Source organism: Paenibacillus lycopersici (assembly GCF_010119935.1).
Lineage (GTDB): Bacteria > Bacillota > Bacilli > Paenibacillales > Paenibacillaceae > Paenibacillus_Z > Paenibacillus_Z lycopersici.
Genome location: NZ_CP048209.1, coordinates 2,579,913 through 2,593,369 on the forward strand (window position 1 = coordinate 2,579,913; position 13,457 = coordinate 2,593,369).

The following is a 13,457-nucleotide window of genomic DNA, read 5'->3' on the forward strand; positions in this document are numbered from 1 at the left end:
TAAAACAATAAGGGCAGGGATACCTTAAAGGTACGCAAATGGCGAACCACCTTTCTCGTCAAGCGATTCAGCAGCAGGGAGCGTGAAGTCATTGAATGCCTATCAGCGGAAGCGGTGGCTCGGGTTATTACTCGTCATCATCGTCTGCATTCTTGGGTTGTCCTCGCCCATTCAACATTTCGCCGCATTTCCGAATGAAATCCGATTGTTCTCCGGCCAGTTGAAGCAATTGGATTACGGAATGCCCGTCCATGCGCAGGTCACATCGGACCCGCAATTGCTGAGCATCAACGGTTCGAGCGATCGATCCACATCCATTAATCTGAACAAACCGCTGACGATACAATCATCGCAAAGCGGCAAGACGACCTTGAAATTGAAATTATTCGGCAAAATTCCATTCAAGACGGTGAAAGTGAATGTCGTTCCCGATCTGCGGGTCATTCCCGGTGGTCAAACCATCGGCGTCAAAGTGAAGTCGGCAGGTATTATGGTTGTTGGGCATCATCAAGTCGTCAATGGCAAAGGCGCCAAAGTATCGCCGGGAGAGACAGCCAAACTGCAGCTGGGCGATTTGATCGTCCGCATTAACGGCAATTATGTCAATGAGGTCTATAAAGTGGCCAAGCTTGCCGAGGAGGCCGGTGCCGCGAATCGTCCGCTGCATTTGACCGTGAAACGCGGCTCGCGGATGTTCGATACGAAGCTGATGCCGGTATTTGATGCCGAAGACCGCGCATGGCGTCTTGGCTTATACATTCGCGACTCCGCGGCCGGCGTCGGAACGCTAACCTTCTATGCACCCGATCAAGGCGTATACGGCGCGCTGGGACATGTTATTACGGATATGGACACGCAAACGCCAATTGAAGTCGGCGAAGGGCAAATTTTGCAGTCTAACGTCACGTCCATTAATAAAAGTCAGACCGGGGAACCCGGCGAGAAACGGGCTCATTTCATTAAAGAAAGCAAAGTTCTCGGCAACATTGAACGGAATACGCCGTTCGGCATTTTCGGCAAAATGAAAGAACTCCCCTCGCATAGCTACAACCAGCATGCCATTCCGGTTGCGTTCGCCGAGGAAGTAAAAGAAGGACCTGCACAGCTCCTTACCGTTGTCAACGGGCAGAAGGTGGAACGGTTTAATGTGGATATCGTTCACGTAACGAGGCAACAGTCGCCGGCAACCAAAGGCATGGTAATTAAAATAACCGATCGCCGATTGTTGGAGCAGACGGGCGGTATCGTTCAAGGAATGTCCGGCAGCCCGATCATTCAAGACGGCAAGCTGATCGGTGCCGTGACGCACGTATTCGTGAACGATCCGACATCCGGTTACGGCTGCTTCATCGAATGGATGCTGCAGGACGCGGGAGTACTCCTGAAACAAGCCAATTTAAATCTTAAGGCGGCCTAAGCCACCTTAAGATTTTTCATTTATAGCAAAGCTGGGTTTAAAGCGATCCACGATACGAAAAGCCTTTCGAGAAGGAAAATTTGTCGAAAAAAAATGAAACAAGCATGATTATGTAATAAATTATTCATTATAAAGCACATTGTATTAAAAATAAAGAAAAATATTATTCGACAGAAGGAATTTTTATTTGCCTGTCGAAAATGTTTTAACTAGCAAGAGCTAAGCGTAAAGTTGCTGCGTCACAACCATTATAGACGGTTATCGTCTAAGGAGGATACTACCTTGCAAAGAATTGAAGTATTGTTGGCTGATGACAACCGTGAATTTACGACACTGCTTTCGGAGTATATTTCGGAACAAAACGATATGGTTGTAGCCGGAGTCGCTTATAACGGAGAAGAAGTTTTGCGATTGTTGGAGGAAACGCGTCCAGACGTATTGATTCTCGATATCATTATGCCTCATCTTGATGGACTGGGCGTATTGGAACGTTTACGTGAAATGAATTTGCCGACTATGCCGAAAATCATTATGTTGACAGCGTTCGGTCAAGAGAACATTACCCAGAAGGCGGTTCAACTCGGCGCTTCTTACTACATATTAAAGCCTTTCGATATGGAAATTCTTGCGAACCGGATCCGTCAGCTTGTCGGCAATCCGACCGTCATCTCGTCTTCTTACTCAGGCACTTCCTCTTCGGTTTCATTGTCGAAATCGAATGTGGTGCCGATAGCAAAAGGAAAAAATTTGGACGCCAACATTACGAGCATCATTCACGAAATCGGCGTGCCTGCCCATATCAAGGGCTATCAATATCTCCGCGAAGCGATTACGATGGTTTACAATAATATTGAAATTCTTGGCGCCATTACGAAGACGCTCTATCCGGCCATTGCAGAGAAGTTCAAGACCACGCCTTCCCGCGTTGAACGCGCCATCCGCCATGCGATTGAAGTCGCTTGGACCCGCGGCAACATCGACAGCATCAGCCACCTATTCGGCTACACGATCAATATCAGCAAATCGAAACCGACGAACTCCGAGTTCATCGCAATGGTCGCCGACAAGCTGCGCATTGAACACAAAGTGAGCTGAAACGGGGTGAAATAAAGAGAGTTTAAGCCGTTTGTATACCATTAAACATTTGAGCAGCAATCCAATCAATACCGCTTGTTTATTGGGGTTCCGACAACCCGGTAAAGGAGCGGTATTTTTCATGTTTCATGACGGATGTCCGCAGCAAACCGGTTCCCGCGACGGTGCTTGAATGACGCGAGTTCGGCAGCAAGCTTATTCGCCGCTGACGAAAGGAACGGCTTGCGTTACAATGAAGAAGATGCTGGAAAAACCAAATAGGAGAACCTACGATGGATGAATTACCGATTGAAATACAACTGGAACGATTGCTGCAAACCATGCCATTCGGCGAGATGACGGATCAGCCCGTATCTATATCCGGCGGTTTGATGCATCGGATGTATGCTGTCGCAACGCCGAAGGGGAAATTCGCGATCAAGGCGTTAAATCCGCAAATCATGCTGCGACCGGAAGCGAAACGCAATTTCATGAACTCCGAGCGGATCGCCCAGCTTGCCGCCGTACATGTGCCCGCGCTCCCCGCGAAGATCGTAAACGGCGAATTTCTGCATCTCGTCGGCGGCCGCTATTACTTGCTATTCGAGTGGCTCGACGGCGTTCGGCTGCAACCCGGCGAGATCGGCACGCCGCATTGCGGGTTAATGGGAGCGTTATTGGCGGATATACATAGCATCCGCTTTGATGAACTTGAGCTACAAGCTCCGGCGGCAGAGGTGGCTCAGGATAGTGATTGTACCGATTGGCACAAGTACGCGCGGCAAGGACGGGAACAGATCGCCGAATGGGCCGGTCAATTGGAAGCAGCCGCGGATGAGCTGCACATCTGGGAGAAGAAGTCCGCCCAAGCCGCTCATTCGCTGGCGGCCGACCGTCTGGTCATCAGCCATCGCGACCTCGACCCGAAGAACGTCATGTGGGGCGATAACGGCCGGCCTGTCACGATCGACTGGGAGGCGGCAGGCTTCGTGCATCCGATGCAAGAGCTGACGGAAACGGCGATCTATTGGTCCGAGAACGAAGCGGGGGACGTGGAGCAAGATAGGTTTCATGCCTTCATTAGCGGCTACCGCAATCGAGCCGGGACGATCGATGCCGATTGGAGATCCGTGCTTGAATGCGGTTTTGCAGGCAAATTAGGCTGGCTGGCTTACAATTTGAGACGATCGCTAGGATTGGAAAGCATCAATGAAGACGAGCGGCGGCTTGGATCGGAGCAAGCGGTATTGACGCTGCGGTCGCTTGGCCGATATGCGGAAGCGATTCCCGTCTATGAACGGTGGCTGCGTGAATATTCGGCATAAAGGAGAGGCGGCATGGCGATTCGAGGCGTTATTTTCGATATGGATAATACGCTCTTGCGTTCAAGCATCAATTTCGCGGCGATGAAGCGCGAGACTGCCGATTACCTGCTGCGGCACGGGGCAGTGGACCGAGACCTGCCGATCGGCGATTTTACGACGTCTTCGCTTGTCGCGCTTGCTCAGCGCTCCGTGGTATGGAATGCCCGGATGAAGCAAGAAATCGAGGCGTTGCTGGCCAAGCATGAAGAAGCGGGGATGATTGGAGCCGAGTTGGAACCCGGCGTTATGGAGCTCGTCAGCACGCTTCGCGGCCGACAGCGGCTAGCTGTGCTCACGAATAATGCCTATCGGGCAGCGAAATTGGCGTTGGAAACGAACGGCATTGAGGCTTATTTCGATTGCATCGTGGCTCGGGAGCAAATGGCGTTCATGAAGCCTGCGCCTGACGGCGTGCTCGTAATCTTGCGCCGGTATCCGGAGCTTGGCCCGCATGAGTGGCTGTCTGTCGGCGATTCATGGATCGACGGCCAGGCGGCGCAGGAGGCAGGTGTCGCTTTCGTGGCGTACGGCGGTGATGTCGGACGCATGCAGGAGAGAGGCGTCTACCCGGCTGGATGTATCGGCTCGATCGGAGAATTGCTGTCTTATCTATAAGCGAGGTTGAGCAGTCGCAATGATTGCATGCGCAGCGTCTGATTCGCGGCGATGGGCACAATATGAACGAGTCTTACAGGCTGGAAATCCTGCTCAATTCGCCTGTCTCTCTTGTTGAATGGGCTGTCAGATGCTACTGTAGAACGGATGATTCAATTCGCTTGGCATGAAACGCCCGTTCCGCGCCCATGGCTTGGAATGCGGCGTTTCATGCTGTCAAGTCCCGCAGGAGGAATATGACATGATACCCCGAACACACCACGCCGTTCCTTCTTCTTGGAGACGTTTGGCGATTTTACTGTCCGTTACGCTGATCGCGGGCTTCAATCAAGGCTTACTGCTGCCGCTGCTCGCGATTTTGCTTGACCAACGCGGCATCCCTTCGGATGTGAACGGCTTGAACGCGATGGCGCTGTACGTCGGCACGTTCAGCATGATGTTCTTCGTCGAGAGGCCAGTCCGCAAATTCGGTTATAAACCGGTCATACTGACGGGCATTACCGTTACCGGTATCGCGACCATGATGTTCCCGCTATGCGCGTACTTGTGGGTATGGTTCGTTCTTCGCCTTGCCGTCGGAATCGGCGACAGCGCGCTTCACTATTGCACGCAGCTGTGGATCGTCAGCAGCAGTCCGCCGGATAAGCGAGGCCGCTACATTTCGTTGTACGGCATGGCATACGGCATCGGCTTCAGCCTCGGGCCGACCGGAATTAATTTGACGAAGCTGGGCAGCTGGTACCCGTTCGCGATGAACCTGCTGCTGTTCGCGATCGTCTTCCTGTTCCTCATGGCGCTGAAGCCTGAGTACCCGGAAGCCGCCCAGCCGTCCGCGGAGAACGGCAACCGGTTCTTGTCCGTATACCGCATCGCTTGGTTCGCGCTCCTGCCGGCGATGCTGTACGGGCTGCTGGAATCGACGATGAACAGCAATTTTCCGCTGTACGGACTGCGCATCGCATTGAGCAAGGAAGCGATCTCGATGCTGCTTCCCGCGCTGGGCATCGGCAGCTTGATCGTCATGCTGCCGCTCGGCGCGCTGAGCGACCGTCTTGGCCGCAAAGGCGTGCTGATAGGCTGCGCATTTACGGCCGGCTTGCTTTTCTTCGCGCTGCCGCTTGCCGGCAGCAATCTTCCATTGCTGTTCGTCCTGCTGGCGCTCATCGGCGGGCTGGTCGGTTCGTTCTTCTCGCTTGGATTGGCCTATGCCGCCGATCTGCTGCCGAAGACAGTGCTCCCTTCCGCCAATGTCATCGCCTCGATTCATTTCAGTATCGGCAGCCTGATCGGACCGAGCTTAAGCGGCTACAGCATGTCGCATATTTCCGTGAACAGTCTCTTCATCATGCTGGGAAGCGCCTTTATGCTCTTCTCCGCGACCGGCTTGTTTTTCAGGAGATCGAAGAAATCGGTGGCAGCGGAATCGAATTTGTACGTATGATAAAGTAGAGCGCGTATCCTTTTAACGCGTCCGTTCGTTTACGCTAGTGAAAGCAACCCAAACGGATGAGGAGGTGCGAATACGATGACGAACGAACCGATCGCCGTTGAAGAAATGCGGTTTACGTTGTACCGGTATTGCCTGTCGCTGACGCGTTCGGAATGGGATGCGGAAGATCTCGTGCAGGAAACTTGCCTGCGCGCGCTGCCCGTTATGAACGGCGCAAGGACGCATCCCAATCCGACGGCATACTTGCTGCGGACGGCCAGGAACATTGCGGTCGATCAATCCAGACGGAAGAAGCGTGCCGAGCGGGTCATGGAGGCCATGAAGCGCGACGAAGCGGTACAAAGCGATTTCGACAGCGCGATAGCAATCGAGGATATGCTCGGCTTGCTGATCCGGCATTTGTCGCCGCTGCAGCGAACCGTCTTTCTGTTGAAGGAACTGTTCGGCTACAAGAACGCGGAAACGGCCGCGAAGCTCCAGCGATCGGAAGGCGCGGTCAAAGCGGCGCTTCACCGGGCGCGGGCGGCGGTCGAGCGGCTGACCGAAACCGAAGCCGACGGCATCCGTGAGAACGCGGCGGCGGGAAAAGACTCGGACGTTCTGTTGCGGCAGGAAGCCGACCTGCTTCGGGCGTATGCCGGCGCGATCCGGTCAGGCGACCCGCAAGCGCTGGTTGTGCTCGCTAACGCTGAGAACGGCATGATCGATACCGTTCAGGCGATCGGCCATCTGCACCGGATCGGTCAACGGCACACCACGTATGCCGTCGATGGCAATGGCTCCTCATCCGTTAGCATGCGGTTTGCTGCCTAACGAACGAGGAGGATATGCGCATGAACTTGACGCCTTATGTCATCGAATCGACCAATCGGGGAGAACGAAGCTACGATATCTATTCGCGGCTGCTAAGGGATCGGATTGTGATGGTCAGCGGGGAGATCGAGGACCATATGGCGAATTCGATCGTGGCGCAGCTGTTGTATCTGGCTGCAGAGGATCCGGAGAAGGATATTCAGCTGTATATCAACAGCCCGGGAGGCTCGGTAACGGCAGGCTTCTCCATCTATGACACGATGCAAATCATCAAGCCGGACGTGTCGACGATCTGTACCGGCTTTGCCGCGAGCTTCGGCGCGATCTTGCTGGCAGGCGGCGCAAAAGGCAAGCGGTTCGTGCTGCCGAACAGCGAGGTCATGATCCATCAGCCGCTTGGAGGCGCTCGGGGGCAGGCCAGCGATATTCAAATTCACGCCAGCTGGATTCTGAAGACGCGGGAGAAAATCAACGCCCTGCTGGCAAATCATACCGGCCAGACCGTGGAACAAATCGAACGGGACTCCGACCGCGACCGCTTCATGAGCGCGCAGGAGGCCGTGGCTTACGGGATCGTCGACAAAATCATTGCGGCGCCTTAATAAACGGCTTCGATCGATGACGGAGCCGCATGATAGCATCGCTAACATGGAAGCTTAAAAGGGTCGAAACATCGACTTCGACACATCAGAGACAGTTGAACAGGTATGCCAGCATAACAAAGGGCAGGCTCGCCATCATGGCGAGACCTGCCCTTTGTCGTTGCGATTTGCACCGGCGCAGCGCATCCGCGGTTTGCACCGGCGCGCAACACACCGGCACAGCGCATCGGCGCGGCGCATCGTATTAACAGCTCGCAACTGCCCGGCACGGCAGTCCGTTAAGCCTGCGGCCGCGGCGGCCGCGGCCGCTTCTTGCGGAACCGGGGCGCGACGTAATTGCGCTTGCGGTCGCGGAAGAACGTCCAGCCGCCGATAAACCCGACGCCGATCAGGAACAGCGCGAGTCCGCCGATGAAACGCCACCATTCGAACGGATGCGTAGAAGCATCTTCCCCGTAGGAAGCGAAGAAATGAAAAAGAGCGTCTTTCATAAGCAGAAACCCGTATGTGGCGCCAAGTCCCGGAATAACGAGCAGCAGAACCGCAATGAATCGAATAAGTACCTGCTTCATAGCTTGATTGAGCCTCCTGTAGCCTGGTGAACGAAAGCTGTATTTGCAAGCAAGGATGTCATTTTCCGAAACGATACATAAGGTTGTATTTCTCCGGAATGAAACGCGTCCCGCTCCCCAAAAGACGGCGGAAGCCGATTCGCCTTGCACGGTACTCATCATACCTTTTCTGCGCGGGGCTGTCCATTTGGAAAGCGGCGAGGTTTTCCCTTGCAGCGAAAAAAAGGTACAATAGGATAGGACTAGCTTTTCTAGATACGGAGGGGAGATCGACCATGACGATTCAATGCGATATTGCCATCATCGGCGGAGGCATCGCAGGATATACGGCGGCCATCCGAGCGGCGCAAGCCGGGAAGAAGGCCGTGATCGTCGAGCAGGAGAAGCTCGGCGGAACATGTTTACATAAAGGCTGCATTCCGAGTAAATCGCTTCTTCGCAGCGCGGAAGTCTATGCCACGGTCCGCAAGGCGGACGCGTTCGGCGTTCAGGTGGACGGAGCGGTAACGCTCGATTTCGCCAAAGTGCAGCAGCGCAAGGAGAGCACGGTCGACAGTTTGTATAAAGGGCTGCAATATTTGATGCGCAAACATAACATTACCGTCCTGAAGGGAAGAGGACATGTCATCGGTCCTTCGATCTTCTCGCCGAAGAGCGGCAGCGTGGCGGTCGAGTACGATGACGGAGAGATGGAGACGGTCGTGCCGTCGCATTTGATTATCGCGACCGGATCGCGCCCGCGCGTGTTGAAAGGCTTGGAGCCCGCAGCAGGGCAGATCATGTCCAGCGACGAGGCGCTTGAGATGGATAATCTTCCGAAATCGATCCTGATCATCGGCGGCGGCGTCATCGGCGTCGAATGGGCGTCCATGCTGATCGATTTCGGCATCGAGGTGACGCTTGCCGAGGCGGCGTCGCGCTTGCTGCCTGGCGAAGACGCGGACGCGTCCAACGAACTGGCGAAGCAGCTGCGGCGCAGAGGGGCAAGAATCTTAACCGGCATTCAATTGAAGCCGGATACGTATACCTTTAGTGAAGGGCAAGCTTCCGTTACGGCGGACACGGCGGACGGTCCGGTCATTCTGAACGCGGAGCGGCTGCTGGTGTCGGTCGGCAGACAGGGCAACGTGGAAGGCATCGGGCTTGAAAACACGGATGTCCGGGTGGAGAAAGGCGCGATCAAAGTGAATGCCAATTTCCAAACGAACGAACCGCATATTTATGCGATCGGCGACGTGAACGGAGGGCTGCAGCTGGCGCATGCCGCGGCGCATGAAGCGCTCGTGGCGGTAGATCATATACTTGGCGGCACCGAGCAGGCGCCCGATCATTCGCGCATACCGCGGGCGATTTACTCCAAACCGGAGATTGCCTCGATCGGCATGACGGAGGACGAGGCCGTCAAGAACGGACATGCCGTCAAGGTAGGCAAAGTGCCGTTCCAGGCAATCGGCAAGGCGCAGGTGCTCGGCGAGCCGGAAGGCTTCGCCAAAGTGATCGCCGACAAGAACACGAACGACGTCATCGGCGTCCATATCGTCGGCCCGCATGCGACCGATCTGTTGTCGGAAGCGGCGCTCGCGATGCTGCTGAACGCGGCGCCGTGGGAAGTATCGCAGGTCATTCACCCGCATCCGACGCTGTCGGAAGTGCTTGGCGAAGCGATGCTGGCGGTCGATGGGAAGTCGCTTACGATATAGCAGGCGAATGCTGCATTCCCTGACATCCGTCAATGAACGCAAACCATTCGCCCGAGCCTATGCTTCCGCAGCAGGCGAATGCTGCATTCCCTGACATCCGTCAATGAACGCAAATCATTCGCCCGAGCCTATGCTTCCGCAGCAGGCGAATGCTGCATTCCCTGACATCCGTCAATGAACGCAAACCATTCGCCCTTAACATTTCCTTTTCCGCCGAACTCGGTTATAATGGGTATAGTCAAGTCTTAGTACCTGGTTATAATAGTAGCTAAAAGGAGGGCAATCCTCATGTCACAATCCGATTCCGCCGTTCAACAACCGAAGCATGCTGCTCTTGGACTCACGGATGCGCAAGCGCTTGAAATGTATAAGCTCATGGTGACCGCGCGCCGGTATGACGAACGTTGTCTGCTGCTTCAGCGCGCGGGTAAAATTAAATTTCACGTTTCCGGCATCGGGCAGGAAGCCGCGCAGGTCGGCTCGGCTTTCGCGATGGACCGCGAGCAAGATTACTATTGTCCCTACTATCGCGATTACGCATTCGTTCTCTCCGTCGGCATGACGCTGCGCGAACTGATGCTCAGCCTGTTCTCGAAAGCGGACGACCCGAACAGCGGCGGCCGTCAAATGCCGGGTCACTTCGGCTCCAAGCGGCTTCGCATCGTGACGGGCTCCAGTCCCGTGACGACGCAGGTGCCGCATGCCGCGGGCATCGCGCTCGCCGCGAAGATGAAGAAGAAAGACTTCGTCACGTATGTGTCGTTCGGCGACGGTTCCAGCAATCAGGGCGACTTCCACGAAGGCGCGAATATGGCTGGCGTGCATAAGCTGCCGGTTATTTTCGTGTGCGAGAACAACCAATACGCGATCTCCGTGCCGCTGCACAAGCAGGTGGGCGGGCGTATCGCCGATCGCGCGATCGGTTACGGCTTCCCGGGCGTCGCCGTCGACGGCAACGATGTCCTGGAAGTGTACCGCGTCATGAAGGAAGCGCGCGCGCGCGCTGCGCGCGGCGATGGGCCGACGCTGGTCGAAACCGTCATGTACCGCTTGTCGCCGCATTCCACGTCCGATGAGGATCTAGCGTACCGGACGAAGGAGGAGGTCGAAGCGAACCGCGGCAAGGACGGCATTCCGAAGTTCAAGCAGTACTTGATCGACTGCGGCATTTGGGACGAGGAACGCGAGGCGGCGATGATGAAGGACATCAAGGCGGAGCTGGACGACGCGACGAGCTTCGGCGAGAAAGCGTCGTTCCCGGAACCGGAAGACATTCTGTATCATGTGTACGCCGGCGACGACGAAGGCAGAGGAGGGCGATAATATGCCGAAAATGGACTATATCGACGCGATCCGTCTGGCCATGAAAGAAGAAATGGAACGCGACGAGGACGTCTTCGTGCTCGGCGAGGACGTCGGCTACAAAGGCGGCGTCTTCACGACGACGAAAGGACTGCTGGAACGGTTCGGCGAAGCGCGCGTGCTCGATACGCCGCTGTCGGAGTCCGCGATCGTCGGTGCCGCGATCGGCGCGGCCATGTACGGCATGAAGCCGATCGCCGAAATGCAGTATTCCGATTTCATGTTCCCGGCCACGAACCAAATCATCAGCGAAGCGGCCAAGATCCGTTACCGCTCCAATAACGACTGGGAATGCCCGCTCGTCATCCGCGCGCCTATCGGCGGCGGCATCTTCGGCGGCTTGTACCATTCGCAATGTCCGGAATCCGTATTCTTCGGGACGCCGGGCTTGAAGATCGTGGCGCCATATACGCCGTACGACGCCAAGGGCCTGTTGAAGGCGGCCGTTCGCGACCCGGATCCCGTCATCTATTTCGAGAACAAGAAATGCTACAAGCTCGTGAACGGAGACGTGCCGGAAGGCGATTATATCGTGCCGATCGGCAAGTCGAACGTGCTGCGCGAAGGCGACGACATTACGGTTATCAGTTACAGCCTGCCGCTCCATTTCATTATGGAAGCCGCCGCCGAGCTCGAAGCGGAAGGCATCACGGCGCATGTGCTCGATTTGCGCTCGCTGCAGCCGCTGGACAAGGACGGCGTGCTGGAGGCGGCCCGTCGCACCGGCAAAGTGCTCATCGTGCATGAGGACAACAAGTTCGGCGGCATCGGCGCCGAGGTGTCCGCGATCATCGCGGAAGAAATGCTCTACGAGCTCGACGCGCCGATTATGCGGCTCTGCGGTCCGGACGTGCCGGCGATGCCGATCAACCCGCCGGGCGAGAAGTTTTTCATGCTGAACAAGGACAAAGTGAAAGAAGCTATGAAGCGTCTGGCGGTATTCTGAACGGTGCCCGTCCTCGCGTTGTAGCGGGCAGCATAATGTTGAGTGCATGCTTTCGAAGCGGCTTTGCTGAGCGTGCCGGAGGTTCCGGCCGCGCGGTGTACTCGCAAAACTTAATGTATGCTTTCGAAGCAAAACTTTTAGGAGTGGTCGGAATGAAAAAAATGACGGAAATCGTCATGCCGCAGCTTGCCGAATCGCTTGTTTCCGCGACCATCGACAAATGGCTGAAGCAGCCCGGCGACACCATCGAGATGTACGAGCCGATCTGCGAAATATTGACGGATAAAGTAAATGCGGAGCTTCCCTCGACGATTCAAGGCACGCTGAGCAAAATCTTGGTCGGCGCCGGCGAGACGGTTCCGGTCGGCACGCCGGTCTGCCTGATCGAAGTCGACGAGGAAGGCGGGGAGGCGGCGGCGTCTGCGCCTTCGGCAAGCGGAACGGCCGCAGCTGCCTCCGCCGCGGCGTCAACCGTAAGCGGCAGCGATCGCGCGGCCGTGCGCGCTCAAGCGGAAGCGGCCCAGGCCGGCGGCGACGACAGCATGCGCCATCGCTTCTCGCCGGCCGTGCAGCAGCTTGCCGTGCAGCATAACGTCAACTTGACGTACGTGGCCGGCACGGGGCTCGGCGGCCGGATCACGCGCAAGGACGTGCTGGCGTATATCGAAGCGCAGCGCAGCGCCAAGCCGGCATCGGCCGGAGCGTCCGGCACGGCCTATCCGTCCGCGACGAGCATGCCGAGCTTGAACTCGAAGGAGCCAGTCCGCTCCACCGGCTTGCATCTCTCGGAAACGCCGCGAATTCCGCAGGTCGAGATCGAAGGGCAGCAGCTGCCTGGCCGCAGCAGCGAATATTTCATCGACGTAACCCCTGTCCGCAACGCCATTGCGCGGAATATGCGGCAGAGCGTGACGGAAATTCCGCATGCATGGATGATGATGGAAGTAGACGTGACGAACCTTGTCACGCTTCGTAACAAACTGAAGGAAGAATTCATGAAGCGCGAAGGGGTCAATCTGACGTATATGGCGTTCTGGGTGAAGGCCGTCGTCAATGCGATCAAGGACTTCCCGATCATGAACTCCGTCTGGGCCGTCGACAAAATCATCGTCAAGCGGGATATTCATATCGGTCTGGCCGTCGGCACGGAGGATGCGGTGAAGGTGCCGGTCATCAAGAACGCGGACCAGAAGAACATCGCCGGCCTCGCCCGCGAGATCGAGGATCTTGCCCGCAAGACGCGGGAAGGCAAGCTGACGCTGGCGGATATGGAAGGCGGCACGTTCACGGTCAACAACACGGGATCGTTCGGATCCATTCTGTCTTATCCGATCATTAACTATCCGCAGGCGGCGATCGTGACGTTCGAATCCATCGTCAAGCGTCCTGTCGTCATTAACGACATGATCGCGGTTCGCAGCATGGCGAATCTCTGCTTGTCGCTGGACCACCGGATTTTGGACGGCGTCATTTGCGGCCGGTTCCTGCAGCGGGTCAAAGAAAATTTGGAAGGCTTCACGCTCGACACGAAGCTGTATTGAA

At 56.1% G+C, this 13,457-nt stretch carries 12 protein-coding genes; 11 read left to right on the forward strand and 1 reads right to left on the reverse strand.

Annotated features, from left to right (window positions below; translation table 11 throughout):
- Positions 1-91 precede the first annotated feature (91 nt).
- The 7 genes from spoIVB (at position 92) to clpP (ending at position 7,335) form a co-directional block, all read left to right on the forward strand.
- Complete coding sequence (spoIVB, locus tag GXP70_RS11275; protein WP_192043481.1) at positions 92-1,417, forward strand: SpoIVB peptidase; 1,326 nt, start codon at positions 92-94, stop codon at positions 1,415-1,417.
- 282 nt (positions 1,418-1,699) lie between these two features.
- Positions 1,700-2,512, forward strand: a complete 813-nt coding sequence (gene spo0A, locus GXP70_RS11280; RefSeq protein WP_162356695.1) for a sporulation transcription factor Spo0A — start codon at positions 1,700-1,702, stop codon at positions 2,510-2,512.
- A gap of 272 nt (positions 2,513-2,784) precedes the next feature.
- Positions 2,785-3,816, forward strand: a complete 1,032-nt coding sequence (locus tag GXP70_RS11285; protein WP_162356697.1) for a phosphotransferase — start codon at positions 2,785-2,787, stop codon at positions 3,814-3,816.
- A gap of 12 nt (positions 3,817-3,828) precedes the next feature.
- On the forward strand, positions 3,829-4,470 hold the full coding sequence (locus GXP70_RS11290; protein ID WP_162356699.1) for an HAD family hydrolase: 642 nt from the start codon (positions 3,829-3,831) through the stop codon (positions 4,468-4,470).
- A gap of 241 nt (positions 4,471-4,711) precedes the next feature.
- Positions 4,712-5,911: an MFS transporter gene (locus GXP70_RS11295; protein ID WP_162356700.1), complete on the forward strand. Its 1,200-nt coding sequence runs from the start codon at positions 4,712-4,714 to the stop codon at positions 5,909-5,911.
- A gap of 84 nt (positions 5,912-5,995) precedes the next feature.
- Entirely contained in the window at positions 5,996-6,733 is a 738-nt protein-coding gene (locus tag GXP70_RS11300; RefSeq protein WP_162356702.1) for an RNA polymerase sigma factor, read from the forward strand.
- Between the two features lie 20 nt (positions 6,734-6,753).
- Positions 6,754-7,335: an ATP-dependent Clp endopeptidase proteolytic subunit ClpP gene (gene clpP / locus GXP70_RS11305; RefSeq protein WP_162356704.1), complete on the forward strand. Its 582-nt coding sequence runs from the start codon at positions 6,754-6,756 to the stop codon at positions 7,333-7,335.
- Between the two features lie 278 nt (positions 7,336-7,613).
- On the opposite strand, the gene GXP70_RS11310 is transcribed toward clpP, so the two are convergent.
- Positions 7,614-7,907 (reverse strand): DUF2627 domain-containing protein, encoded by a 294-nt coding sequence (locus GXP70_RS11310; protein ID WP_162356705.1) that lies wholly within the window; start codon positions 7,905-7,907, stop codon positions 7,614-7,616.
- Between the two features lie 275 nt (positions 7,908-8,182).
- On the opposite strand from GXP70_RS11310, the gene lpdA reads away from it, so the two are divergent.
- The 4 genes from lpdA (at position 8,183) to GXP70_RS11330 (ending at position 13,456) form a co-directional block, all read left to right on the forward strand.
- The gene (lpdA, locus tag GXP70_RS11315; protein ID WP_162356707.1) at positions 8,183-9,607 is read left to right on the forward strand and encodes a dihydrolipoyl dehydrogenase; all 1,425 of its coding nucleotides are present in this window, start codon (positions 8,183-8,185) and stop codon (positions 9,605-9,607) included.
- A 288-nt stretch (positions 9,608-9,895) separates the two neighbouring features.
- Positions 9,896-10,930: a thiamine pyrophosphate-dependent dehydrogenase E1 component subunit alpha gene (locus GXP70_RS11320; protein ID WP_162356709.1), complete on the forward strand. Its 1,035-nt coding sequence runs from the start codon at positions 9,896-9,898 to the stop codon at positions 10,928-10,930.
- A gap of 1 nt (position 10,931) precedes the next feature.
- Positions 10,932-11,915, forward strand: a complete 984-nt coding sequence (locus GXP70_RS11325) for an alpha-ketoacid dehydrogenase subunit beta (protein WP_162356711.1) — start codon at positions 10,932-10,934, stop codon at positions 11,913-11,915.
- A gap of 152 nt (positions 11,916-12,067) precedes the next feature.
- On the forward strand, positions 12,068-13,456 hold the full coding sequence (locus tag GXP70_RS11330; protein ID WP_192043442.1) for a dihydrolipoamide acetyltransferase family protein: 1,389 nt from the start codon (positions 12,068-12,070) through the stop codon (positions 13,454-13,456).
- The last annotated feature ends 1 nt before the right edge of the window (position 13,457 follow it).